General features: G+C 38.8%; 22 protein-coding genes, 1 tRNA gene, 1 other RNA gene and 7 pseudogenes. 27 read left to right on the forward strand and 4 right to left on the reverse strand.

Annotated elements, in window-relative coordinates; genetic code table 11:
- Positions 1-195: 195 nt before the first annotated feature.
- The 12 genes and pseudogenes from ARSQ2_RS04720 to sucD all read left to right on the forward strand — a co-directional run.
- Positions 196-1,794 (forward strand): annotated as a pseudogene (locus ARSQ2_RS04720) (bifunctional aconitate hydratase 2/2-methylisocitrate dehydratase); the annotation flags it as partial.
- 94 nt (positions 1,795-1,888) lie between these two features.
- Positions 1,889-2,059, forward strand: a complete 171-nt coding sequence (locus ARSQ2_RS04725) for a hypothetical protein (protein ID WP_181994535.1) — start codon at positions 1,889-1,891, stop codon at positions 2,057-2,059.
- A gap of 113 nt (positions 2,060-2,172) precedes the next feature.
- Positions 2,173-2,409, forward strand: a complete 237-nt coding sequence (locus ARSQ2_RS04730) for a transposase (RefSeq protein ID WP_255487463.1) — start codon at positions 2,173-2,175, stop codon at positions 2,407-2,409.
- Complete coding sequence (locus ARSQ2_RS13640; protein WP_255487455.1) at positions 2,361-2,606, forward strand: transposase; 246 nt, start codon at positions 2,361-2,363, stop codon at positions 2,604-2,606. The genes ARSQ2_RS04730 and ARSQ2_RS13640 overlap by 49 nt, the downstream gene beginning before the upstream one ends.
- A 404-nt stretch (positions 2,607-3,010) precedes the next feature.
- Positions 3,011-3,391 (forward strand): succinate dehydrogenase cytochrome b556 subunit, encoded by a 381-nt coding sequence (sdhC, locus tag ARSQ2_RS04735; RefSeq protein ID WP_181994550.1) that lies wholly within the window; start codon positions 3,011-3,013, stop codon positions 3,389-3,391.
- Positions 3,385-3,729: a succinate dehydrogenase, hydrophobic membrane anchor protein gene (gene sdhD, locus ARSQ2_RS04740; protein ID WP_181994536.1), complete on the forward strand. Its 345-nt coding sequence runs from the start codon at positions 3,385-3,387 to the stop codon at positions 3,727-3,729. The genes sdhC and sdhD overlap by 7 nt, the downstream gene beginning before the upstream one ends.
- Positions 3,730-5,496 carry a succinate dehydrogenase flavoprotein subunit gene (gene sdhA / locus ARSQ2_RS04745; RefSeq protein ID WP_181994537.1) on the forward strand — a complete coding sequence of 589 codons (1,767 nt, stop codon included), beginning with the start codon at positions 3,730-3,732 and terminating at the stop codon, positions 5,494-5,496. It begins immediately after the preceding gene.
- A gap of 36 nt (positions 5,497-5,532) precedes the next feature.
- Positions 5,533-6,249, forward strand: coding sequence for a succinate dehydrogenase iron-sulfur subunit (locus tag ARSQ2_RS04750; protein WP_181994538.1), 717 nt, complete (start codon positions 5,533-5,535; stop codon positions 6,247-6,249).
- Between the two features lie 283 nt (positions 6,250-6,532).
- A complete protein-coding gene (gene sucA / locus ARSQ2_RS04755) occupies positions 6,533-9,361 on the forward strand; it encodes a 2-oxoglutarate dehydrogenase E1 component (RefSeq protein ID WP_181994539.1) in 2,829 nt (942 codons plus the stop codon).
- Positions 9,358-10,587 carry a 2-oxoglutarate dehydrogenase complex dihydrolipoyllysine-residue succinyltransferase gene (gene odhB, locus ARSQ2_RS04760; protein WP_181994540.1) on the forward strand — a complete coding sequence of 410 codons (1,230 nt, stop codon included), beginning with the start codon at positions 9,358-9,360 and terminating at the stop codon, positions 10,585-10,587. The genes sucA and odhB overlap by 4 nt, the downstream gene beginning before the upstream one ends.
- Positions 10,588-10,720: 133 nt before the next feature.
- Positions 10,721-11,887 (forward strand): ADP-forming succinate--CoA ligase subunit beta, encoded by a 1,167-nt coding sequence (gene sucC / locus ARSQ2_RS04765; RefSeq protein WP_181994541.1) that lies wholly within the window; start codon positions 10,721-10,723, stop codon positions 11,885-11,887.
- Positions 11,888-11,890: 3 nt separating this feature from the next.
- Complete coding sequence (gene sucD, locus ARSQ2_RS04770; protein WP_181994542.1) at positions 11,891-12,766, forward strand: succinate--CoA ligase subunit alpha; 876 nt, start codon at positions 11,891-11,893, stop codon at positions 12,764-12,766.
- A 606-nt stretch (positions 12,767-13,372) separates the two neighbouring features.
- Here sucD and ARSQ2_RS04775 read toward each other — a convergent pair.
- Positions 13,373-13,876, reverse strand: a complete 504-nt coding sequence (locus tag ARSQ2_RS04775; protein ID WP_202880380.1) for an IS630 family transposase — start codon at positions 13,874-13,876, stop codon at positions 13,373-13,375.
- On the reverse strand, positions 13,867-14,139 hold the full coding sequence (locus ARSQ2_RS04780) for a transposase (RefSeq protein WP_255487464.1): 273 nt from the start codon (positions 14,137-14,139) through the stop codon (positions 13,867-13,869). The genes ARSQ2_RS04775 and ARSQ2_RS04780 overlap by 10 nt, the downstream gene beginning before the upstream one ends.
- Before the next feature lie 193 nt (positions 14,140-14,332).
- On the opposite strand from ARSQ2_RS04780, the pseudogene ARSQ2_RS04785 reads away from it, so the two are divergent.
- The 15 genes and pseudogenes from ARSQ2_RS04785 to nadA all read left to right on the forward strand — a co-directional run.
- A pseudogene (locus tag ARSQ2_RS04785) lies at positions 14,333-15,291 on the forward strand (cytochrome ubiquinol oxidase subunit I); the annotation flags it as partial.
- Positions 15,292-15,311: 20 nt separating this feature from the next.
- Positions 15,312-15,772, forward strand: a pseudogene (gene cydB, locus ARSQ2_RS04790) (cytochrome d ubiquinol oxidase subunit II); the annotation flags it as partial.
- Between the two features lie 12 nt (positions 15,773-15,784).
- A complete protein-coding gene (gene cydX / locus ARSQ2_RS14725) occupies positions 15,785-15,844 on the forward strand; it encodes a cytochrome bd-I oxidase subunit CydX (RefSeq protein WP_181994552.1) in 60 nt (19 codons plus the stop codon).
- Position 15,845: 1 nt separating this feature from the next.
- Complete coding sequence (locus ARSQ2_RS04800; RefSeq protein WP_181994544.1) at positions 15,846-16,013, forward strand: hypothetical protein; 168 nt, start codon at positions 15,846-15,848, stop codon at positions 16,011-16,013.
- A gap of 2 nt (positions 16,014-16,015) precedes the next feature.
- Positions 16,016-16,315, forward strand: coding sequence for a cyd operon protein YbgE (gene ybgE / locus ARSQ2_RS04805; RefSeq protein ID WP_181994545.1), 300 nt, complete (start codon positions 16,016-16,018; stop codon positions 16,313-16,315).
- A 132-nt stretch (positions 16,316-16,447) separates the two neighbouring features.
- Positions 16,448-16,824: pseudogene (locus ARSQ2_RS04810) on the forward strand (YbgC/FadM family acyl-CoA thioesterase).
- Positions 16,821-17,523 (forward strand): annotated as a pseudogene (tolQ, locus tag ARSQ2_RS04815) (Tol-Pal system protein TolQ). Before ARSQ2_RS04810 ends, tolQ begins: the two co-directional pseudogenes overlap by 4 nt.
- Before the next feature lie 17 nt (positions 17,524-17,540).
- Entirely contained in the window at positions 17,541-17,963 is a 423-nt protein-coding gene (tolR, locus tag ARSQ2_RS04820) for a colicin uptake protein TolR (protein WP_181994546.1), read from the forward strand.
- Between the two features lie 34 nt (positions 17,964-17,997).
- Positions 17,998-19,042, forward strand: a pseudogene (gene tolA, locus ARSQ2_RS04825) (cell envelope integrity protein TolA).
- A gap of 133 nt (positions 19,043-19,175) precedes the next feature.
- Positions 19,176-20,468 (forward strand): Tol-Pal system beta propeller repeat protein TolB, encoded by a 1,293-nt coding sequence (tolB, locus tag ARSQ2_RS04830; RefSeq protein ID WP_181994547.1) that lies wholly within the window; start codon positions 19,176-19,178, stop codon positions 20,466-20,468.
- 49 nt (positions 20,469-20,517) lie between these two features.
- Complete coding sequence (pal, locus tag ARSQ2_RS04835) at positions 20,518-21,015, forward strand: peptidoglycan-associated lipoprotein Pal (protein WP_181994548.1); 498 nt, start codon at positions 20,518-20,520, stop codon at positions 21,013-21,015.
- A gap of 9 nt (positions 21,016-21,024) precedes the next feature.
- Positions 21,025-21,792 carry a tol-pal system protein YbgF gene (ybgF, locus tag ARSQ2_RS04840; protein WP_181994549.1) on the forward strand — a complete coding sequence of 256 codons (768 nt, stop codon included), beginning with the start codon at positions 21,025-21,027 and terminating at the stop codon, positions 21,790-21,792.
- A 144-nt stretch (positions 21,793-21,936) separates the two neighbouring features.
- A tRNA-Lys gene (locus tag ARSQ2_RS04845) sits at positions 21,937-22,012 on the forward strand.
- Positions 22,013-22,053: 41 nt separating this feature from the next.
- Positions 22,054-22,182: non-coding RNA, RtT sRNA (locus tag ARSQ2_RS04850), on the forward strand.
- A 382-nt stretch (positions 22,183-22,564) separates the two neighbouring features.
- Positions 22,565-23,491: pseudogene (nadA, locus tag ARSQ2_RS04855) on the forward strand (quinolinate synthase NadA).
- Between the two features lie 223 nt (positions 23,492-23,714).
- Here the strand turns inward: nadA and ARSQ2_RS12570 are convergent.
- Both ARSQ2_RS12570 and ARSQ2_RS12575 read right to left on the reverse strand, forming a co-directional pair.
- Positions 23,715-24,020 (reverse strand): transposase, encoded by a 306-nt coding sequence (locus tag ARSQ2_RS12570; protein WP_238334316.1) that lies wholly within the window; start codon positions 24,018-24,020, stop codon positions 23,715-23,717.
- On the reverse strand, positions 23,921-24,130 hold a 210-nt coding region (locus ARSQ2_RS12575), incomplete at its 5' end, for a hypothetical protein (RefSeq protein WP_238334315.1). The genes ARSQ2_RS12575 and ARSQ2_RS12570, both read right to left, overlap by 100 nt.

Below are 24,130 nucleotides of genomic sequence, written 5' to 3' on the forward strand. Positions count from 1 at the left end.
GCTCATATAAATAATGTCATCAAAATTAAGTCGCTTAGCTATATAATTAAATTCTGTTATTCTGGATGTTCCATACTGGGCATAATTGATAGAAGTAAAATTATGTTAAGCCAATTCCTCTGACCAGGAACTTCATTTTCTATTTGAGATATAGAGAGCTAGGTATATAAATTAAAATCAATTGAGGAGAACGTCGTGCTAAAAGAGTACCGTGAGCATGTAGCTGAACGTGCAGCACAAAGAATAATACCCAAGCCACTAAATGCTACCCAAGTTGCTAAATTAGTTGAACTAATAAAAATCCCACCTGAAACTGAAAAATTTTCCTATTAGATCTGTTAAGTAATCGTATTCCTCCTGGTGTTGATGAAGCTGCTTACGTGAAAGCTGACTTCTTAGCTGCTATTACTAAAGGCAAAACATATTCCCCCTTACTTACACGAGCAAAAGCGACAGAGTTATTAGGCACTATCCAGGGTGGCTATAATATCTCTCCATTAATTGATGCGCTGGATGATGAACAGTTGGCACCAATAGCAGCCAAAGCATTGTCCCATACTTTGTTAATGTTTTATAACTTCTATGACGTAGAAGAAAAAGCAAATATGGGAAACCAATATGCGCGCCAAGTTATAGATTCATGGGCAAATCCCGAATGGTTCCTTGATAAACCCGAATTAGCAGAGAAACTGACTGTAACTGTCTTTAAGGTAACGGGGGAAACCAATACTGATGATTTATCACCAGCACCTGATGCCTGGTCACGACCAGATATTCCGTTACATGCAGAGGCAATGCTTAAAAATACCCGTGATGGAATTATACCCGATGAGCTTGGTGTCATTAGGCCTATCAAACAGATTGAAACATTGTGTGAAAAAGGTTTTCCATTAGCTTATGTTGGTGATGTTGTCAGTACAGGTTCTTCGCGAAAATCAGCAACCAACTCAGTAATATGGTTTATGGGAAAAGATATTCCTTTTGTACCAAATAAACGTAATGGCGGCGTTGTTTTGGGTGGAAAAATTGCACCAATATTTTTTAATACGATGCAAGATGCGGGCGCCCTGCCGATTGAAGTTGATGTGACTTCACTGAATATGGGAGATATGATTGATATTTATCCCTATAAAGGAGAAATTCGCTGTCATGCCACTAATGCCTTATTAACAAACTTTTGCATTAAAAACCGACGTTTTACTTGATGAAGTTCGAGCCGGCGGGCGGATTGCGCTGATTATAGGCCGTGGACTGACAGCACGAGCGCGGGAGTCTTTTGGCTTGCCTGCGATTGAAGTATTTCGCCAGGTAAAATCAGTTATACAAAGTGACTGAGGTTTTACCCTGACACAAAAAATGGTTGGTCGTGCTTGTAATAAGCTTGGAATTCGTCTTGGTGAATATTGTGAACCGAAGATGACGTCGGTTACTTCGCAGGACACTAGAGGACCAATGACCCGAGATGAGCTGAAGGATTTAGCTTGTTTAGGTTTTTCAGCCGATTTGGTTATGCAGTCATTTTGTCATACTGCCGCTTATCCAAAGCCTATCGATGTAACCACCCATGATACTTTACCTGATTTTGTTATGGATCGTGGAGATGTTTCTTTGCGTCCCGGTGATGCTATTATTCATTCTTGGTTAAACAGGATGCTGTTGCCGGATACAGTGGCAACGGGTAGTAATTCACACACGCGTTTTCCTATCGGTATTTCATTTCCTGCTGGTTCCGGATTAGTTGCTTTTTCTGCGGCGACCGGTGTTATACCTTTAGATATGCCTGAATCGGTATTATATAGCTAAGCGACTTAATTTTGATGACATTATTTATATGAGCTATTCAATTGATTTTAGACGTAAAGTGATATTTACGATGGAATAAGAAGGGTTGAATATCCTAGAAACAGTGAAGCAATTTGGGATTGGCTCTGGATCTGTATCGCGTTGGATTAATCAAATAGAGCCAAAAGCATCGAGTACGCGTCAGCGAAAAATCGATCCAAAAAGAGCGTGCAGAGCGTTTTGGCGTTTGTCAGAAGGCCATTTGGCAAGCTCTTAAAAAAATGGGATTGATCTATAAAAAAACTCTACGTCATCCGAAAGCCGACGAAAACACTCGACAAACGTTTTAACAAAAAACAGTATGAAAAAGAAGGAAAGCATATTGTTTTTATTGATGAAAGTGGTTTTTCACACGATACCCCGCGGACTCACGGCTATTCCCCGAAAGGTCAACGGTGTGTTGGTCTCAAGAACTGGGGAGCTAAAGGAAGAACAAATGTTATCGGCGCTTTATTGGGCACAACGCTGTTTGCTATCGGATTATTTGATATCAATATTAACAGCGATGTTTTCTATGCATGGGTCACCCCAAGTCCTTATCCCAAGTACTTCCTAAAAACAGTGTAATGATGATGGATAATGCAACTTTTCACAAGAAACAGAGTATTCAACAAGTCATCATCGATGCGGGGCATATGGTGGAATATTTGCCTACCTATTCGCCAGATCTTAATCCAATTGAACATAAATGGGCACAAGCTAAATGCAAAAAAAGAGCGGTCGGATGCGACACAGATATTTTTTTCGCACTCAATATGGTGTAATCAAAATTAAGTCGCTTAGCTATACATAATTTCTTCTTTTTTTCTGACGATAATCACTAATTAATTCAACTTAATCATATGTAAGATAAATGTTTGTTTCTTGTCAAATTAGATTATCAATTTAATGACCGATGTTTAAATCGTGATCACACTCACTGTTCAAGCTAAATCTCTCCAAACATAATGTGTTGTAATTGTAATGGGCATGTGAAGGTCATATACTGCAAATGAGGTCTCCGGATTACCTTGTGGTAAGAGAGTACCCAGCGTTAATGAGTAACAACTTTTGCCAATATGTTAGGGATTAATTTATAAGCTTAGTTGTGCTTTGTTATCACGATCGCTGTTTGATTTTTGCTCCAGGTCCGGAGGTAGGAAAACAATAAAAAGCTGTGTGGGTATAAATTTTGAAAAAACAAAGACCTATCAATCTTCAATTGCAGACAATTCATTTTCCGATTACTGCAATATCTTCGATTTTACATCGTGTCTCTGGCGTTATTACCTTTATTGCAGTCGGTATTTTGTTATGGCTGCTGGCATTATCGCTTTCTTCACTGGAAGGTTTTCAATATGCTATTGAAATTATGGGTAGCTTTTTTATAAAATTCATTATTTGGGGTTTCTTAACTGCACTAATATATCATATTTGCGGCGGCATTCGCCATATGCTAATGGATTTTAGTTTTATCGATGAGAGTTTGTCTGTGGGAGGTATTTCCGCGATAGTTACGTTTATTATCACCGTTATTTTGTCGATCTTAGCGGGGGTTTTTGTATGGTAACTAATGCATCAACATTAGGCCGCACTGGCACACAAGATTGGCTACTACTTCGTGCGTCAGCCATTATTATTGCCCTTTATACGTTTTATATTGTTAGTTTTATAGTCACAACTGATTTAAATTATACTGTTTGGCGGACTTTTTTTGCTTTTCGAATAACAAAAATTTTTACTATTTTAACGCTCATTTCGATATTAGTGCATGCCTGGATAGGTTTATGGCAAGTATTAACCGATTATGTTAAGTCAATCGCCTTGCGATTATCATTACAACTATTTTTTATTCTTATATTAATGACTTATTTAATTTATGGAACAATAGTAGTGTGGGGAGCGTAAATGAAATTACCAGTAAGAGAGTTTGATGCCGTTGTTATTGGTGCTGGTGGCGCTGGGATGCGAGCTGCGTTGCAAGTTTCTCAGTTAGGTTTGTCATGTGCATTAATTTCTAAAGTTTTCCCGACACGTTCACACACCGTATCTGCTCAGGGCGGGATCACTGTTGCGTTAGGTAATATGCATGAAGATGATTGGCAATGGCATATGTATGATACTGTCAAGGGCTCTGATTATATAGGTGATCAAAATGCAATCGAATACATGTGCAAAACCGGACCTGAAGCCATACTAGAACTTGAGCATATGGGGTTACCATTTTCACGTTTAGACGACGGTCGTATTTATCAACGTCCATTTGGTGGCCAATCAAAAAATTTTGGTGGTGAGCAAGCCGCTCGCACCACGGCGGCGGCAGATAGAACTGGCCATGCCCTTTTGCATACTCTTTATCAACAGAATTTAAAAAAGCATACCAAGATTTTCTCCGAATGGTATTCACTTGACTTAGTTAAAAATCAGAATGGTGACATAGCCGGTTGTACCGCATTATGTATGGAATCCGGTGAGGTCCTTTACTTTAAAGCTAAAGCTACTATTCTTGCGACAGGTGGAGCGGGAAGAATTTATCAATCAACAACTAATGCCCATATTAATACCGGTGACGGTGTTGGCATGGCCGTCAGGGCAGGTGTCCCATTGCAGGATATGGAAATGTGGCAATTTCATCCAACTGGAATTGCTGGTGCGGGTGTATTAGTGACAGAGGGATGTCGGGGAGAGGGCGGCTATTTACTTAATAAGGATGGCGAGCGCTTTATGGAACGTTATGCGCCTAATGCAAAAGATTTAGCTGGCCGCGATGTTGTTGCTCGCTCAATTATGATAGAGATCCGTGAAGGAAGGGGATGTGATGGCCCCTGGGGACCACATGTTAAATTAAAACTGGATCATTTAGGTAAAAATGTGTTGGAATCACGATTACCCGGTATTCTCGAATTATCCAGGACTTTTGCTCATGTTGATCCGGTTAAAGAACCGATTCCTGTTATCCCTACTTGTCATTATATGATGGGTGGGATCCCAACTAAAGTAACCGGACAGGCATTGATGATTAATGAAAAAGGTGAAGATGTTGTGATCCCGGGATTATTTGCTGTTGGTGAAATAGCTTGTCTTTCCGTTCATGGAGCAAACCGTTTGGGCGGAAATTCATTGCTTGATTTAGTGGTATTCGGGCGTTCTGCCGGTTTACATCTGAAAGAATCTTTACTGGAACAAGGCTCAATGCATGATGCCAGTGAATCTGATATTGATGCAGCCTTAATGCGTTTAAATCGCTGGGATAATACACAAAGCGGTGAAGATCCGGTAGAAATTCGCAAAGTATTACAAGCCTGTATGCAACATAATTTTTCCGTTTTTCGTGAAGGCGATGCGATGGCTAAGGGCTTAGAAGAATTAAAGGTAATTCGTGAACGTTTGAAAAATGCCCGTTTGGATGATACTTCACGCGAATTTAATACGCAACGCATTGAATGTTTAGAGCTGGATAATGTGGTAGAAACAGCGTTTGCAACGGCAGAAGCGGCAAATTTTCGTACTGAAAGTCGGGGAGCACATAGTCGTTTTGACCACCCTGATCGTGATGATACAAATTGGTTATGTCATACGCTATATTTACCACAGTCTGGAACTATGACTCGCCGAGCAGTCAATATGCAACCTGAGTTACGTGATCCCTTCCCACCTAAAATACGTACTTATTAATGCGTGGCGTTAATAGTGTTGCGGAGAAAGTAGATTATGAAAATTGAATTTTCCATTTATCGTTACAATCCAGACATCGATAATATGCCACGTATGCAAGAGTACAGTTTGGAGATCGCTAAAGGGCGTGACATGATGTTGCTGGATGCTTTAATCCAACTAAAAGAAAAAGATCCTACTTTAGCATTTCGTCGTTCCTGTCGTGAAGGCGTTTGTGGTTCTGATGGATTAAATATGAATGGTAAAAATGGCTTGGCCTGTATTACTCCACTGTCAGCTTTGTGTCGTGATAAAAAAAAGGTTGTTGTGCGCCCATTGCCAGGCTTACCGGTTGTTCGAGATTTAATTATTGATATGGCTCAATTTTATACTCAATATGAAAAAATTCAGCCTTATCTTATCAATGATGGCAAGAATTCACCAGCTCGTGAGTATTTACAGACTCCTGCACAACGAGAAAAATTGGATGGCTTATATGAGTGTATTCTTTGTGCTTGCTGTTCAACCTCATGTCCATCATTTTGGTGGAATCCGGATAAATTTATTGGTCCTGCCGCTTTATTAGCGGCTTATCGTTTTTTAATCGATAGTCGGGATACCGAAACCGATAACAGATTAGATAATTTAAATGACGCTTTTAGTGTATTTCGCTGTCATAGGATTATGAATTGTGTCAGTGTTTGTCCAAAAGGTTTAAATCCAACTAAAGCTATTGGGCACATTAAATCGATGTTATTAAAGCGTAGTGCATAGTTTTGGCAAAAATTCCCGTAATCGAAATGTTACGGGAAATAAAAAATGGAAAACTATTATTTAAAATTGATATTTATTTTATGTGGTAAATTACAAAAGGAACCTTTAAAAACCGGTTGCGGTTTTTAAAGGTTCTTATAAATAAGAGGAATTTAATTAAGCGCTCCTTTATTAATAATCGTGCATAAAACACGTTCAAAGAATCTTTATTGAAACCGTCTATATAAAAAGCGGTACCGTTAACTACGACGAAAACTAAAGCCTATAAGCTTAAGGGATCACAATGCACAACCGCGTAATGAAGGACTGGCTAGATTCAAGTTTTCTAGCTGGTGCAAATCAGTCTTATATCGAACAGCTTTATGAAGACTACTTAATTGACCCTAATTCCGTTAATGCAGACTGGCGAGACTTTTTTAATAAACTACCAGATGCAAGCTCCAACGGTGAATACTCCCATTCTCAAATACGTGAATATTTTCGTTCATTGGCGAAAGATTCTACACGTTATCAAACTTCGGTTAGTGATCCGTCTTTAGATGCGAATCAAGTTAAAGTCCTCCAATTAATAAACGCCTTTCGTTTTAGAGGACATCAAAATGCAAATCTTGATCCATTAGAGCTTTGGAAACAAGAAACTGTACCTGATTTAGATCCTGCATTTCATGATTTAACCAATGCTGATTTTGAAAAAACGTTCAAGCTTGGTTCTTTTGCTATTGGCCAGGGAACAATGAAATTAAGTGAACTGTATACTGCACTGAAGCGTATTTATTGCGCTTCAATTGGTGCCGAATACATGCATATTAATAATACTGAAGAAAACCGTTGGATCCAACAGCGCCTAGAACTGGAAACGCCGGTTAGTCAACAATTTAGCAAACAAGAAAAAATCCGCTTCTTATCAGAATTAACTTCAGCTGAAGGATTAGAGCGCTATCTTGGGGCAAAATTTCCTGGCACAAAACGTTTTTCCCTTGAAGGGGGTGATTCGCTCATTCCCATGTTAAAAGATTTGATCCGTTATGCAGGTCATCAGGATACGCGTGAAGTCCTATTGGGAATGACGCACCGTGGGCGATTAAATGTTTTAGTTAACATTTTAGGTAAGCAACCAAAAGAGCTGTTTGATGAGTTTGCAGGTAAGCATAAAGATCATTTAGGTACTGGTGATGTTAAATATCATCAGGGCTTTTCTTCTGATTTTAAAACAGAAGGTGCTTTGCTTCATTTAGCCTTGGCTTTTAATCCATCACATTTAGAAATAGTTAGTCCAGTAGTTATCGGTTCTGCCCGTGCTCGTCGTGATCGTTTAGATGAAGGTCGTAGTAATATGGTACTGCCCATTACTATCCATGGTGATGCAGCGGTAACAGGCCAGGGAGTTGTTCAGGAAATGCTGAACATGTCTCAGGCTCGTGGTTATGAGGTTGGCGGTACAGTGCGGATCGTGGTTAATAATCAGATAGGTTTTACCACCTCCAATCCTAAAGATGCACGTTCAACACAATATTGCACTGATATCATGAAAATGGTGCAAGCACCTATTTTTCATGTTAATGCCGATGATCCAGAAGCGGTTGCTTTTGTTACTCGATTGGCACTAGATTTTCGCAATAAATTCAAACGCGATGTGGTCATTGATTTAGTTTGCTATCGTCGCCATGGTCATAATGAGGCGGATGAGCCGAGTGCTACTCAACCAATTATGTATCAAAAAATTAAAAAACATGCGACACCGCGTAAAATTTATGCGGATAAATTGATAGCGGAAAAGACAGTTACTAGCGAAGAAGTAACAGAAATGGTTAATCTTTACCGTGATAAGTTAGATCACGGTGATTGTGTCGTTGATGAATGGCGTCCAATGGGAACTGACTATTCTGTCTGGAAACCCTATTTAAATCATGAATGGAATGATGCTTACCCTGCTAAAGTTAAGAAGAAACGACTACAAGACTTAGCTATACGTTTAAGTACTATTCCGGCAGAGATTGTCATGCAGCCTCAGGTTAAAAAAATTTACAGTGATCGCCTGGCAATGGCGAACGGTAAAAAATTGCTCGATTGGGGAGCAGCAGAAACTTTGGCTTATGCAACATTAGTTGATGAAGGGATACAAGTTCGTTTATCAGGTGAAGATGCTGGCCGAGGTACTTTTTTTCATCGTCATGCCGTTATTCATAATCAAACTAATGGTTCAGTTTATGTCCCTCTGGCTAATATACGTGAAAATCAAGGAATATTTGACGTCTGGGATTCCGTTTTGTCTGAAGAAGCGGTACTTGCTTTTGAATATGGTTATGCATCAGCCGAGCCACGGGTTTTGACTATTTGGGAAGCTCAGTTTGGTGATTTTGCTAATGTGGCGCAAGTAGTTATCGATCAGTTTATTAGTTCTGGTGAACAGAAATGGGGGCGATTGTGTGGATTGGTGATGCTATTACCCCATGGTTATGAAGGACAAGGTCCGGAGCACTCCTCAGCTCGTTTAGAGCGTTATTTACAATTATGCGCGGAACAAAATATGCAAGTCTGTGCTCCGTCTACTCCAGCTCAGGTCTATCATATGGTCCGTCGTCAGATACTTCGTAATATGCGACGTCCATTGATTGTTATGTCACCCAAATCATTACTGCGTCATCCTCTTGCGGTTTCTAGTTTGGGAGAGTTAGCAAATGGTGAATTCCAGCCGATAATTAATGAAATTGATCCCATAGATGCGAAAAAGGTCAAACGTGTCGTTTTATGTTCAGGTAAAGTTTATTATGATCTACTTCAACAACGTCGTGAAAAAAAACAAAAAAATATCGCTATCGTTCGTATTGAACAATTATATCCATTTCCCCATAAAGATTTAGAAACTACGCTCAAGCCTTATGCGCATGTTCGCGATTTTGTCTGGTGTCAAGAGGAACCTCTCAATCAGGGGGCATGGTACTGTAGTCAGCATAATATTCGGGAAGCAATTCCAAAAGGTTTATTATTAAGTTATGCGGGACGCCCCGCATCTGCTTCAGCAGCCGTAGGCTACGCGTCTGTTCATCAAGAACAGCAAAAAGCATTGGTTGATGATGCACTAAAAATAAATAAATTAAAGGATAGAAAATGAGTAACATAGAAATTCTTGTTCCTGATCTTCCTGAATCTGTTTCAGATGCTACAGTTGCAACTTGGCACAAGAAACCAGGTGATCGGGTAGAGCGTGATGAAGTGTTATTGGAAATTGAAACGGATAAAGTTGTACTTGAAGTACCAGCAGAAGATTCAGGTATTCTGGAATCAATTTTAGAAGAAGAGGGAGCTACTGTTTTATCAAAACAGCCATTGGGTCGCATACATCTTAGTGATAATACCGGGATTCCGGCTGAAGTAAAAGAGACTACTGAGTCAGCGCCAGCGAAACGCCAGACTGCTAGCCTTGAGCAACAGAGTCATAGTGCACTAACACCGGCTGTCCGTCGTTTAATTGCAGAATATGATTTAAACCCGAGCAATATCAAAGGTAGCGGCGTAGGTGGGCGTATAACGCGTGATGATGTTGAAAAATATATAAAAAACCAATCAACAGCAAGCGAAAATAGACCAATTAAGCAACAGAATGACGTATCTAGAGCGCCATCATCAACTTCTTCTCATCGAAGTGAAAAACGGGTACCAATGACGCGTTTGCGTAAGCGTATAGCAGAGCGTTTACTGGAGGCAAAAAATAATACTGCCATGTTGACTACCTTTAATGAAGTTAACATGAAGCCTGTTTTTGATTTGCGTAAACATTATGGTGAAAGCTTTGAAAAGCGGCATGATGTGCGTTTGGGTTTTATGTCTTTCTATGTGAAAGCAGTTCTTGAAGCCTTAAAGCGTTATCCTGAAATGAACGCATCGATTGATGGTTCAGATGTGCTTTATCATAGTTATTTTGACATTAGTATTGCTGTTTCTACACCTAGAGGTTTAATTACACCAGTATTACGTGATGCAGATGCGCTTAGCATGGCAGAAATTGAAAAGCGTATTAAAGGGTTGGCAGTTAAGGGGCGTGATGGCAAATTAACGGTTGAAGAATTGACCGGTGGAAACTTCACTATTACTAACGGTGGTGTTTTTGGCTCTTTAATGTCAACTCCGATCATTAATCCGCCGCAAAGTGCAATTTTAGGTATGCACGCAATCAAAGATCGGCCGATGGTAGTTGATGGTAAAATCGAAATCTTACCAATGATGTATTTAGTACTTTCTTATGATCACCGTTTAATTGATGGACGTGAGTCTGTTAGCTTCTTGGTGACAATAAAGGACATGTTGGAAGATCCGGCTCGTTTATTGTTAGACGTCTAGATAACCAATTTAGAATGAAGTTATTTACTCAGTCTGGAGCAAAGCTTGGTTAATTTTTTATTGACCAATGTTTAAATAAAAATATATAGAGAATTGTTAACTCTCTGTCAGGCTAAATTATGAATAGTGCATCATGAACTTACACGAATATCAGGCAAAACAACTGCTTGCGCATTATGGTTTACCAATACCGACAGGTTATGCTTGTAAAACAGCAAAAGAGGCAGAAGAAGCAACAACAAAATTGAGTAATAGTCCTTGGGTTGTAAAGTGTCAGGTACATTCTGGTGGTCGAGGTAAAGCGGGTGGCGTAAAAGTTGTTAATAATCGCGACGAAATCCGGTTATTTGCTGAAAAGTGGTTAGGAAAACGCTTAGTGACTTACCAAACCAATTCCCATGGACAGTCCGTTAATCAAATTTTGGTAGAAGAAGCAATAGATATTGATAAAGAACTTTATTTAGGTGCGGTGATAGATCGCGCCTATCGTCAAATTGTCTTTATGGCATCGACTAAAGGTGGGGTTGAAATTGAAAAAGTTGCAGCAGAGACACCAGAACTTATTCATAAGGCTATTATTGATCCATTAACCGGCCCTATCCCTTATCAAGGACGCGAGCTTGCTTTTAAGGTAGGTTTGAGCGGCAAGCAAGTCCAGCAGTTTACCAAAATATTTATCGGATTAGCGACAATTTTCCTTGAGCGTGATCTAGCTTTAATCGAAATTAATCCTCTCGTGATAACTAAGCAAGGGGATTTAATCTGTCTGGATGGCAAGCTTAGTGTAGATAGCAATGCACTATATCGCCAAGTAGAATTAAAGGAGATGCGTGATATTTCTCAGGAAGATCCCCGTGAAGCCCATGCGTCGGAGTGGGAATTAAACTATATTGCTTTAGATGGCAATATTGGTTGTATGGTTAATGGTGCCGGTTTAGCTATGGGAACCATGGACATTGTGAAGTTACATGGCGGTGCCCCAGCTAATTTTCTTGATGTGGGTGGTAGGGCAACTAAAGAACGTGTAGCAGAAGCATTTAAAATTATCTTATCTGATGAAAATGTTAAAACTGTTTTGGTCAATATTTTTGGTGGTATTGTTCGCTGCGATTTGATTGCTGATGGTATTATTGGAGCAGTTAAAGAAATTGGGATAACAGTCCCGGTCATTGTTCGTCTTGAAGGCAATAATGCTGAGCTTGGTGCGCGAAAATTAGCGGATAGTGGTCTAAAAATTACTGCTGCAACCAGCTTGACCGATGCGGCAGAAAAAGCAGTAGCAGCAGCGGAGGCGAAATAAGTAATGTCAATTTTAATTGATAAAAATACTAAAGTTATCTGCCAAGGATTTACAGGTAGCCAAGGAACTTTTCATTCAGAGCAGGCAATTGCTTATGGGACAAAAATGGTCGGTGGTGTAACGCCAGGTAAAGGTGGAACAACACATTTAGAATTACCTGTTTTCAATACAGTCCGTGAAGCTGTACAAGCAACAGGTGCAACCGCATCGGTTATTTATGTTCCTGCTCCATTTTGTAAAGATTCGATTCTTGAAGCTATCAATAGTGGTATCAAACTGATTATTACCATTACCGAAGGGATCCCCACGTTAGATATGCTAACGGTGAAAGCAAAGCTAGATCAAACTGGGGTAAAAATGATAGGACCGAACTGTCCAGGTATTATTACCCCTGGTGAATGTAAGATTGGTATCCAACCTGGACATATTCATAAACCGGGTAAAGTAGGTATTGTATCGCGCTCTGGTACATTAACTTATGAAGCCGTTAAGCAGACAACTGATGCACGATTAGGGCAATCTACTTGTGTTGGTATTGGTGGTGATCCTATTCCTGGTTCAAATTTTATTGATATATTGAAAGTATTTCAGGCAGATCCCCAAACTGAAGCTATCGTTATGATTGGTGAAATTGGTGGTACAGCGGAGGAAGAAGCGGCCACTTATATTAAACAACATATAACAAAACCGGTCGTTGCTTATATTGCGGGCGTAACAGCACCAAAAGGTAAGCGTATGGGGCATGCTGGCGCCATCATTGCTGGTGGAAAAGGTACTGCGGATGAAAAGTTTGCTGCATTAGAAGCAGCAGGTGTAAAAACTGTCCCTAGCTTAGCTGAGATTGGTGAAGCTGTTAAGGAATTAGTGACTAGTAAATAACCTGATTTCGACTATGATTAGTAAAAGCCACTCATAGATAATGGTTTTTTATGTTTAGGCCGTGGGTAATGCGGGTAAACTTGATTTTTTCGATATTAAAAGTGGCATTATGTGGGTTAAAATATCCTATTGATGGTTTTTTTAATAAAGTTTTGGCGACTTTTCCCAAGTCAACAACAAGTACATGGTTAAAATGAATTATAGCTAAGCGTCTTAATTTTGATTACAAAATATATGTTTTTCTCCAATATAAATTTAATGATATAGAGTAATTACTTGTAATCATTTTAAAGTCACCCAGCTATATTGCCTATTTTCTTGCCATGAACAAAACAATAAACAGCTATTTAATATATTGATGACTTTAATAAAAATTGATTAAAATCAAACAATAAAATAGGTTTTATTTATTTTTTCGATGAAATTGATCATCGATCAAATTTAGTCAGTATTTAAATGTAGCGGTATGTTGATTTAATCGCAAAATTTCACAATCTTAATCTTATTAAATCTATTTATTATAAGTGTATATAAGCATACTATTATAGCTAAGCGACTTAATTTTGATTACACCATATTCAGTGCGAACAAAATATCTGTGTCGCATCAGAGCGTTCTTTTTTTACATTTAGCTTGTGCCCATTTATGTTCAATTGGATTAAGATCTGGCGAATAGGTAGGCAAATATTCCACCATATGCCCCGCATCGATGATGACTTGTTGAATACTCTGTTTCTTTTGAAAAGTTGCATTATCCATCATGATTACACTGTTTTTAGGAAGTACTGGGATAAGGACTTGGGTGACCCATGCATAGAAAACATCGCTGTTAATATTGATATCAAATAATCCGATAGCAAACAGCGTTGTGCCCAATAAAGCGCCGATAACATTTTTTCTTCCTTTAGCTCCCCAGTTCTTGAGACCAACACACCGTTGACCTTTCGGGGAATAGCCGTGAGTCCGCGGGGTATCGTGTGAAAAACCACTTTCATCAATAAAAACAATATGCTTGCCTTCTTTTTCATACTGTTGTTTTTTGTTGAAACGTTTGTCGAGTGTTTTCGTCGGCTTTCGGATGACGTAGAGTTTTTTATAGGTCAATCCCATTTTTTAAGAGCTTGCCAAATGGCCTTCTGACAAACGCCAAAACGCTCTGCACGCTCTTTTTGGTAAGCATCTGGATATTGTTCAACATCTTTTATCAACTCGGATTTATCGATTTTTCGCTGACGCGTAGTCGATGCTTTTGGCTCTATTTGATTAATCCAACGCGATACAGATGCAGAGCCAATCCGAAATTGCTTCGCTGTTTCTCGGATACTCAACCCTTCTTCTTCCATCGTAAATATCACTTTACGTCTAAAATCAATTCAATAGCTCATATAAATAATGTCATCAAAATTAAGTCGCTTAGCTATATTAAGATGTTTGTTGTATTTTGATAAATTTTTTATCGTTATTTTAAGATGTATAAAGCTGGTAGTTATGAGGCTTTCATCTTTTGCATTATGAAAGTTAGGTCACCGCAAGTCGGTGTCTTCCTGCTAGGAGCAAGGAGTCAAGATGTTTGATATTGTCGAACTGTCTTGGTTACAGTTTGCCTTAACTGCAATGTATCATTTCCTGTTTGTACGATTAACACTTGGTATGTCGTTTTTACTAGCGATAATGGAAACGGTGTATGTCATTTGAGGTAAACAGATATATAAAAAGATATGACAAAATTCTGGGATAAAAGATATGACAAAATTCTGGGATATAAGTTATTTGCTATTAACTTTGCCTTAAGTGTTGCAACAGGTTTGACCATGGAATTCCAATTCGGGACTAACTGGTCATATTATTCACATTATGTTGGTGATATTTTTGGTGCGCCATTGGCAATTGAAGGATTGATGGCGTTCTTCCTGGAGTCAACATTTGTTGGTTTATTTCTTTTTGGCTGGGATCGTTTAAGTAAAACCTAACATTTAGCTAGCACATGGATGGTTGCGTTAGGTTCTAATTTCTCTGCGCTGTGGATCTTAGTTGCTAATGGTTGGATGCAAAACCCGATTGCGTCTGATTTTAACTTTGAAAGCATGCGGATGGAAATGCTCAGTTTTTCAGAATTAGTTTTAAATCGCGTGGCAAAAGTTAAATTTGTTCATACCGTTGCCGCTGGCTATTGTACAGGTGCCATGTTGGTTTTAGGGATCAGTGCTTATTACTTACTTAGAGGCCGTGATCGACCTTTTGCTAAACACTCTTTCACAATAGCGGCAAGCTTTGGTATTGCTTCGGTACTATCTGTTATTATTTTGGGTGATGAATCTGGCTATGAAATGGGTAATCTTAAGAAGACCAAGTTAGCCGCCATTAAAGCTGAATGGGAAACCCAACCGCCGCCGGCTTCATTTAATCTGATTGCTGTGCCAAATAGCGAAAAAATGAAAAATGAATTCGCAGTAGAAATTCCATGGTTAATGGGAATTATCACTACCCATTCTATTGATACCCCGGTTTTGGGTTTAAAAGATTTATAGCTAAGCGACTTAATTTTAATGGTTATGCGATTAAAAGTACAATCGATACCTACGCTGTTTCTAATCCGTTACATAAAGAAGTAGCAAAATAAGCAGGGGCATGGTTGGTTAATTTTAATAATAATCCAGGAATATGGACATTACCGGCACTTGGCTTATTTTTCCAATACTCACTATCTTATTTACCAAACTTGATAAAGCAGGATGGGCATTTTTATTTTCAACACTGACAATTGCTTGTATTATTTTAACTTTCGGTATTAGTATGTTCCCATTCATTATGCCTTCAAATATACAGCCTAATGCCAGTTTGACGATTTGGGATGCCACGTCGAGCTTATTTACATTGCAAGTGATGACAGTTGTTGCCATCATTTTTGTGCCAATTATATTGGCGTATACTACCTGGTGTTATTACAAAATGTTTGGTCGAATTGACAAAGCACATATTGAAAATAACAAACATTCATTATATTAAGGAGCGAATGGCATGTGGTATTTTGCTTGGATTTTAGGAACGCTTCTTGCCTGTATAGCTAAGCGACTTTAAAATGATTACAAGTAATTACTCTATATCAGTAAATTTATATTGGAGAAAAACATATATTTTTGTAATCAAAATTAAGACGCTTAGCTATAGTTTCGCTGTCATTGCAGTTCTGGCTATCGAACAGGTTGAGGCTAATGCTGCTAACAAAGCTAAACATACTGGTGAATGATAATGGTAGATAAAATCTACTCATCAATGCATAAGGGTCCGTTTCGGATCCTTATTCTCTTTATGGCATTTGCCATGACTTTTTGTCTGATCTGGGATCCGACTTTATTTGCATCAAATACCAGTTCTCTTGCTATATGGCAGGGGTTATTGCTCATTTTGGCAACATGTAATGGGATAATTTTTGGTATTGGGTTTTTACCTAAAAATGCGTTTTGGCGTTATCTTTTTCATTCTTTACCTGCTGTTTTGATCCTAGCTTGTGGACTATTTTATTTCTTTCGTATTAGTTTCATTTCATAAGATAAGTTTATATTTCACTATTTTTTTGTAACTTTATTTATAAATCATTCCAATAGATGATTCACTTAAGTATATAGTGACGGATAATTTATTGATAACAAGGGGAGTAAAAATATGCTGTTTTGCTGACCTATCCGTATTTATTATGAGGATACTGATGCGGGAGGTGTAGTTTATCATGCTCGTTATGCAAATTTTTTTGCACGTGCGAGAACGGAAATGTTGCGAGAAAAAGGATTTGAACAGCAGAAATTACGAAAAAAAATTTAGCTTTTTTCGTACCTAAAATGACAATTGACTATTTACACCCCGCTAAATTGGATGATTTATTGACCGTTGAAAGCACAATTAGCTATGTTCAACTTACATTATTGGCTTTTTTTCAATGGTTAATTAATCAGTAAGGGAAAGAAATTTGCACAGCAGAAATAGTTATTGTTTCAATTGATACATTTAAAATGAAGCCAACTAGACTTCCTGAGTCTATTGTTGCGGAGTTTAAGCAGTGACTGACATGAATATCTTAGATTTATTCTTAAAAGCGAGTTTTTTGGTTCAACTTATCATGTTGATTTTAATAGGATTCTCTATTGCTTCTTGGGCAATTATTATTCAACGAAGCAAAATTTTAAATTCCGCAACCCGAGAAACGGAAGCTTTTGAGGATCGTTTTTGGTCTGGTATTGAGCTATTGCGTCTCTATTGAGCTATCGCGTCTCTATAAAGAATGTCAGGATCGGCGTGATGCATTAACGGGAGCAGAACAGATTTTCTATTGTGGATTTAAAGAGTTTGCTCGTTTACGTCAAGCCAATCTTCATACACCAGAAGCGGTAATGAATCGTGCTTCTAGAGCTATGCGAATATTGATGAATCGTGAATTAGAATCATTAGAGACGCATATTCCCTTTTTAGGTACTGTAGGATCAATAAGCCCCTATATTGGATTATTTGGTACCGTTTTGGAAATTATGCATGCTTTCATTGCATTAGGCTCGGTTAAACAGGCAACATTACAAATGGTCGCCCCGGGTATTTCTGAAGCGTTAATTGCAACGGCAATCGGCTTGTTTGCGGCCATTCCAGCTGTGATGGCATATAACCGACTAAACCAGCGGGTCAATAAATTGGATCAAAGTTATGACAATTTTATGGAAGAATTTTTAGCCATCCTGCATCGTCAAGCTTTTGCTTCTGAAAAGCAATAAATGCGGAGAACAGAAAGATGGCACGGACTCGACATAGGCGTGAACTGAAATCTGAAATTAACATCGTTCCTTTATTGGATGTACTGTTAGTATTGTTATTGATTTTTATGGCAACGGCGCCGATTATCTCGCAAAGTGTGAAAGTGGAATTACCCGATGCGACTCAATCAAAAATTGTGTCAGGTAGTGATAATCCACCGATTATTCTTGAAGTCTCTGGAGTAGGGCAATACAGTGTCATTGTTGATGGCCATCGAGAAGAGCTTTTACCGCTAGAACAGATTGCAGCAATAACAAAAGCCGCATTGGCAAAAAATCCGCGGGCCATTTTTTTAATTGGTGGCGCTAAAGATGTACCATACGAAGAAGTTATTAAAGCCCTGAATATACTTCATCAAGCTGGCATCAAATCGGTTGGTTTTATGACTCAGCCTATTTGATGTAATTGCATAATTACTTGTTTGGAAATCTGTTGTGAGAAAGACAAAAGAGCAAAAAAATAAATTGAGTCGCTCTGTGGTACTCTCTATTATATTCCACGTTTTGTTATGTGGTTTTATTATTTTGGGTTCATTGGATGAAATTATTAAGCTTGGTCGCGGTGGTCAAGGCGCTGAAGTGGTTGATGCGATCATGGTTGATCCCGGCTTAGTAATAGAACAGTATAACCAGCTACAACGGCAGCAAAATAGTGCCAAACAAGCCGATACTAAGCGAAAAAAACGTCTTCAACAGCAAGAAGAAGAACTCCGAAAACAGCAGGAAGAAGAACAAAAACGCTTAAAAATGGTTGAAGAGGAGCGTATAAAAATAGCAAGAGAAGCCGAGCAGAAACGCAAGCAAGCAAGCAAGCAAGCAAGCAAGCAAGCAGAAGAAGCGGCGCAGAAAGCCAGGGAGCAACAGAAAATTGCTGAAGAAGCGGCGGCTAAAGCTAAAGCAGAACAAGAACGGCTAATAAAAGAGCAGGCAGAGGCAAAAGCGAAAGCTGAAGCTCAAGCTAAAAAAGAAGCTGAAATAGCTAAGGCTAAAGCACAAGCAGAGGCAAAATAAAAAAGCGAAAAAGCCGCTAAGGCGCTGTCAGCTAAGAAAAAAGCAAATGCGGCTAAACAGGCTGCTACAGTTGACTCTCTGCTTGGTGGATTAACTGCCCAAACACCAACTCAGCAAACGAAAAGTGCAGCAGCAGCAGCGGGTCAAGGAGGAAATAGAAAAAGCGGGGCATCCAGTTCGGATTTGGCTAATTATGCAGGTAAGATCAAAGCCGCAATTGAGAGAAAATTTTATGATGCTGATATTTATCGTGGTAAAACATGCAAATAAAACATGCAAATTAAGCATAAAACTCGCTCCTGACGCCATGTTAATTAGTATTGCAGGTAAAAGTAATACAGCAAATGATCAACCACTTTGTGACGCCGCGATACGTGCAGCCAAAACAGCGACAATGTCTAAACCGCCTAGTCGTAGTATTTATGATGCATTTAATGAACAGGGAAGTACTTTAGTATTCAAGCCTTAGTTAATGAATGTTATGAATAGCATAAGGCTACGAAAATTAACAAAAGTTTTTCAGTTATCTAGTTTTGTGCATTCACCTTTGTTAATATTCAAATTAATTATTACGGACGTGGATACGTGATAAGGGAGAAAAAATGAAGCAAGCATTTAAATTATTATTAGGTTTTCTAATATTATGGGCCGCATGTGCTCAGGCAGAAATTCGGATTGAAATTACCCAAGGTATCAATACTGCACAGCCTATTGCTATTGTGCCTTTTCAATGGACTGGAACTGGTACTTTACCCGATGATGTAGGAAAAATTGTTCGTGCAGATTTACGCAATAGCGCTAAATTTAATCCTATCGATCCCAGTCATATGCCTCAACAACCAACTACTGCATCGGAAGTCACACCCAATGTTTGGACGGCATTAAGTATTAATGCAGTTGTTGTTGGTCAGGTACAACCGGCTGCTGATGGTCAGTATATTATTAGTTATCAACTGGTTGATATGGTGAATTCTCCTGGCGCAGTATTGACGCAAAACCAATTAAAAGTGGCAGCCAAATGGCTACGCTACGCGGCACATACTATTAGCGATGAAGTCTTTGCGAAATTAACCGGTATTCGAGGTGCATTTCGTACACGTATCGCTTACGTGGTTAAAACTAATGGTGGAAAGTTTCCTTATGAATTAAGGGTCTCAGATTATGATGGTTATAATCAATTTACTGTCCACCGCTCGCCTGAACCGCTGATGTCGCCAGCTTGGTCGGCTGATGGTGAAAAATTAGCTTATGTAACCTTTGAAAGTGGTAGTTCAGCATTAGTTATGCAAACGTTAGCGACAGGCGAAGTCCGCCAGATTGCTGCTTTCCCGGGTCATAATGGTGCTCCTACCTTCTCCCCAGATGGAAGTAAGCTTGCTTTTTCCCTGTCAAAGAGCGGAAGTTTAAATCTTTATGTAATGGAATTGGCCAGTGGTCAAACTCGTCAAATAACAGATGGTCGTAGTAACAATACTGAACCTAGTTGGATGCCAGACAGCCAAACGCTGATTTATACTTCTGATCAAACAGGGCGTCCACAAATATACAAACTAAATATTAATGGTGGTGTGCCAGAACGTATTACTTGGGAAGGCAACCAAAACCAGGATCCAAGCGTCAGCCCTGATGGTAAATTTATGGTAATGGTCAACTCGAGTAATGGTAAACAGCACATTGCTAAACAGGATCTGGCAACGGCTAACGTTGAATATTTGACGGATACGTTTCTGGATGAAACGCCGAGTATCGCACCTAATGGTACTATGGTAATTTATAGTACCTCACAAGGGTTAGGTACTGTATTAGACCTGGTGTCAATGGATGGGCGTTTCAAAGCGCGTCTGCCGGCGACTGATGGAAAGGTTAAATTTCCTGCCTGGTCGCCGTATTTGTGATGCATAATAAATAATAAGTATGGCAATAATAATTAAAGGATCGAACAAGATGCAATTGAATAAAGTGCTTAAAGGGCTAATGTTAGCGTTACCTATGATAGCCGTTGCAGCATGTAGCTCAAAAAAAGGCAATGACAAAAGGGATGCTGAAAACAATGTAGCAGATAGCAATCCTAAGTTGACAGCTGAGCAACTTGCTAGTCAGCAAATGCAAGAATTGCAAAGTAATAACATTGTTTACTTTGGTTTTAATAAGTATGATGTTACCCCAGAATATGCACAGCTGTTAGATCAACATGCAACTTTCCTACGCGTTAACCCTTCAGTTAAGATTACTGTGGAAGGGCATACTGATGAAAAGGGTACACCAGAGTATAATATTGCACTTGGTGAGCGCCGTTCTAATGCTGTGAAAATATATTTGCAGAGTAAAGGCGTAAACGGTGAGCAAATTGCTATCGTATCTTATGGTAAGGAAAAACCGGCTATAGAAGGTAATGACGAATCGGCATATGCCAAAAATCGTCGTGCGATACTTGTGTATTAAGAGTATTATATGAATAGTAACTTCAGACATCTTTATTTGAGTCTGTCGTTATTAGTTGGCGTAGCGGCTCCAGTAGTCGCTACCGCCCAAGCGCCAATCATTAATGTCGGCTCAGGCTCTACAAGTGATCGTCTAATGCAAATTGAGACAGCGGTCAATTCTAAAGAGCAGTTATTATATCAAATTCAGCAGCAGTTATCCGATGCTCAGCGGGACATTGATACATTGCGTGGTCAAATTCAGGAAAACCAATATCAATTAAGTCAAGTTATTGAGCGGCAAAAAGATCTCTATACGCAGTTGGATTCATTGACAACTGGTGCAAATAAAGTCAAGGGAAGTACCGACAATAGTAATAGTAATAGTAATAATGCTGTTGTCACGGCTAAACCAGAAAATGAAAAAGCTGAGTATGATGGAGCCGTTGCACTTGCAATAAAGAGCAAATCTAAACAGGAGATTGCTCAGGCAATTAGTTCTTTTCAGCATTTTATTAAAACTTACCTTAAATCTAATTATCAGCCTAATGCGAATTATTGGCTTGGACAATTAAATTATAATCAGGGAAACAAAGATGATGCGGCTTTTTATTTTGCTACTGTTGTTAAAAATTACCCTAATTCAGCCAAAGGGGCAGAATCCCTTTATAAAGTAGAGTTACTGATGCAAGAAAAAGGGCAAAATGATAAAGCACCTGTTTTTTATCAACAGGTGATTAAAGCATATCCTAGTAGCCCTAGCGCGAAATTGGCAGAAAAGAAATTAGCGTCACTCTAATTAATAACCCCGAAGTATTTATTGCTATCTATTTCGGGGATAATTGTATGATTAATAAACATTTAAATGCTTTCGGTAAAAAAACATTGCACCCTTAGCAAAAATAAGTAATATATTCCGCCATCACCTCAGGTAACTTCAGATGGGTCGTTAGCTCAGTCGGTAGAGCAGTTGACTTTTAATCAATTGGTCACAGGTTCAAATCCTGTACGACCCACCATCTAACAATATCTTGTTACTTTCCAAAGGAACAGAAATAACATATAGCATGTGAAGTACAGGATGAGAAGCTGTGTAGGTTCGAGCCGAGCGAAGCGAGACAGCGTTGTGCTTCGCACAACGACCCGAAGGGCGAGGGCGTAAGGCCGAGTTATCCTGTACGACCCACCATCGAAAGATATTCGGACTATTTCTATCAAAAGCTAATTTCATGTTATCTGTCTTATTTTACTGTACATACAGAATATAGATGAAAAATAGTATTCTTCTTTATTACAACCAAATAGAAAAATAAGTTATTGAGAACAATTTGATATTAAAAATTAAGCGACAAAATTTTAAATATTGATTATCTTGTTTAGTATGCAAAAAAAATTAGCAAATAAACAGTTTTTTGGCTAAAAAATATCATTTAAAACATTAAATACTAAACATAAGAGTGTAAAATGCCTAATTTTATCGATTTCAATTTAGCTAGCTACCCATTTCCTGTTAAATCAGCGCCTTTGACGGATAATGAAAAAAACATTGTAAACGGTCTATTAAGCTATTGTTGGAAAAAAGAAATGCGGTTATAGTCGCGCATTATTATACCGATCCTGATGTTCAAGCTCTAGCCGAAGAAACTGGTGGGTGTGTAGCAGATTCACTGGAAATGGCACGTTTTGGCTCACGGCATTCTGCATCGACTTTAATTGTCGCTGGCGTTAGATTTATGGGTGAAACGGCTAAGATCCTAAATCCTGAAAAGACAATATTAATGCCTACATTGAAAGCAGAGTGCTCATTAGACTTAAGTTGTCCGGCAAAGCCGTTTGCTGAATTTTGTGATCAACACGCAGACCGAACGGTGGTTGTTTATGCCAATACTTCTGCGGCGGTTAAGGCTATAGCTGACTAGGTTGTAACTTCCAGTATTGCAGTTCAATTAATTGACTATTTAGATAGTCAAGGGCAAAAAATTATCTGGGCGCCGGATCGTCATTTAGGTAATTATGTACAAAGAAAAACGGGTGCAGATATGCTTTGCTAGCAAGCTGCTTGTATTGTAAATGATGAATTCAAAATTCAAGCCTTGCAGAAAATGAAAATGTTGTATCCTAATGCGGCAATATTAGCACATCCAGAATCCTCTACAGCGGTTGTTGATTTAGCGGATGCAGTTGGCTCAATCGATCAATTGATTCAGGCTGCACAAAACTTGCCTAATCACCAAATAATTGTGGAAACGGATAAAAGTATTTTTTATAAAATGCAGCAAGCATGTCCAGAGAAATCATTTTATATTGCACCAACGGCAGGTGAAGGTGTGCGTCCTGCCGGACTTGTGCACATTGGTCCTTGGATGGCAAGGAATAGCTTAAAAACTATAAAACAAGGACTAAAAAAAGAGGGTGAATTACATGAAATATCGATTAATGATAAATTAAGAGAGAGAACATTGAAGCCTTTTGGAGCGGATGTTGTTATTTGCTGCTAACATTAAGTAGCTGAACTATAACTATTAATAGGGTAACAGGAATGGAGTTTTTCAATACTAGTAATACTATGGTACATATTGCTCTTGGCAGCAATGGTTATAATTTATCTTATATTGAAGCCGTGGCAACAGTAGTTGGATTTTTATGTATTTAGCTTGCCAGTCAGAAAAAAATTATCAATTATCTTTTGGTCTAATAAACATTACATTATAGCTAAGCAACTTAATTTTGATTACACCATATTGAGTGCGAACAAAATATCTGTGTCGCATCCGAGCGCTCTTTTTTGCATTTAGCTTGTGTCCATTTATGTTCAATTGGATTAAGATCTGGCGAATAGGTAGGTAAATATTCCACCATATGCCCCGCATCGATGATAACTTGTTGAATACTCTGTTTCTTGTGAAAAGTTGCATTATCCATCATGATTACACTGTTTTTAGGAAGTACTGGGATAAGGACTTGGGTGACCCATGCATAGAAAACATCGCCGTTAATATTGATATCAAATAATCCGATAGCAAACAGCGTTGTGCCCAATAAAGCGCCGATAACATTTGTTCTTCCTTTAGCTCACCAGTTCTTGAGACTAACACATAGTTGACCTTTCGGGGAATAGCCGTGAGTCCGCCGAGTAT

It is taken from the genome of Arsenophonus endosymbiont of Bemisia tabaci Q2 (assembly GCF_902713415.1).
Lineage (GTDB): Bacteria > Pseudomonadota > Gammaproteobacteria > Enterobacterales > Enterobacteriaceae > Arsenophonus.

Excerpts from the sequence above, each read along its gene's own strand:
- ARSQ2_RS13640 (WP_255487455.1), top strand. The coding sequence starts at position 2,361 with ATGGGTCACCCCAAGTCCTTATCCCAAGTACTTCCTAAAAACAGTGTA.
- sdhD (WP_181994536.1), top strand. The coding sequence starts at position 3,385 with ATGGTAACTAATGCATCAACATTAGGCCGCACTGGCACACAAGATTGG.
- sdhA (WP_181994537.1), top strand. The coding sequence starts at position 3,730 with ATGAAATTACCAGTAAGAGAGTTTGATGCCGTTGTTATTGGTGCTGGT.
- ARSQ2_RS04750 (WP_181994538.1), top strand. The coding sequence starts at position 5,533 with ATGAAAATTGAATTTTCCATTTATCGTTACAATCCAGACATCGATAAT.
- sucA (WP_181994539.1), top strand. The coding sequence starts at position 6,533 with ATGCACAACCGCGTAATGAAGGACTGGCTAGATTCAAGTTTTCTAGCT.
- odhB (WP_181994540.1), top strand. The coding sequence starts at position 9,358 with ATGAGTAACATAGAAATTCTTGTTCCTGATCTTCCTGAATCTGTTTCA.
- sucC (WP_181994541.1), top strand. The coding sequence starts at position 10,721 with ATGAACTTACACGAATATCAGGCAAAACAACTGCTTGCGCATTATGGT.
- sucD (WP_181994542.1), top strand. The coding sequence starts at position 11,891 with ATGTCAATTTTAATTGATAAAAATACTAAAGTTATCTGCCAAGGATTT.
- ARSQ2_RS04775 (WP_202880380.1), bottom strand. The coding sequence starts at position 13,876 with ATGGGATTGACCTATAAAAAACTCTACGTCATCCGAAAGCCGACGAAA.
- ARSQ2_RS04800 (WP_181994544.1), top strand. The coding sequence starts at position 15,846 with ATGATTACAAGTAATTACTCTATATCAGTAAATTTATATTGGAGAAAA.
- ybgE (WP_181994545.1), top strand. The coding sequence starts at position 16,016 with ATGGTAGATAAAATCTACTCATCAATGCATAAGGGTCCGTTTCGGATC.
- tolR (WP_181994546.1), top strand. The coding sequence starts at position 17,541 with ATGGCACGGACTCGACATAGGCGTGAACTGAAATCTGAAATTAACATC.
- tolB (WP_181994547.1), top strand. The coding sequence starts at position 19,176 with ATGAAGCAAGCATTTAAATTATTATTAGGTTTTCTAATATTATGGGCC.
- pal (WP_181994548.1), top strand. The coding sequence starts at position 20,518 with ATGCAATTGAATAAAGTGCTTAAAGGGCTAATGTTAGCGTTACCTATG.
- ybgF (WP_181994549.1), top strand. The coding sequence starts at position 21,025 with ATGAATAGTAACTTCAGACATCTTTATTTGAGTCTGTCGTTATTAGTT.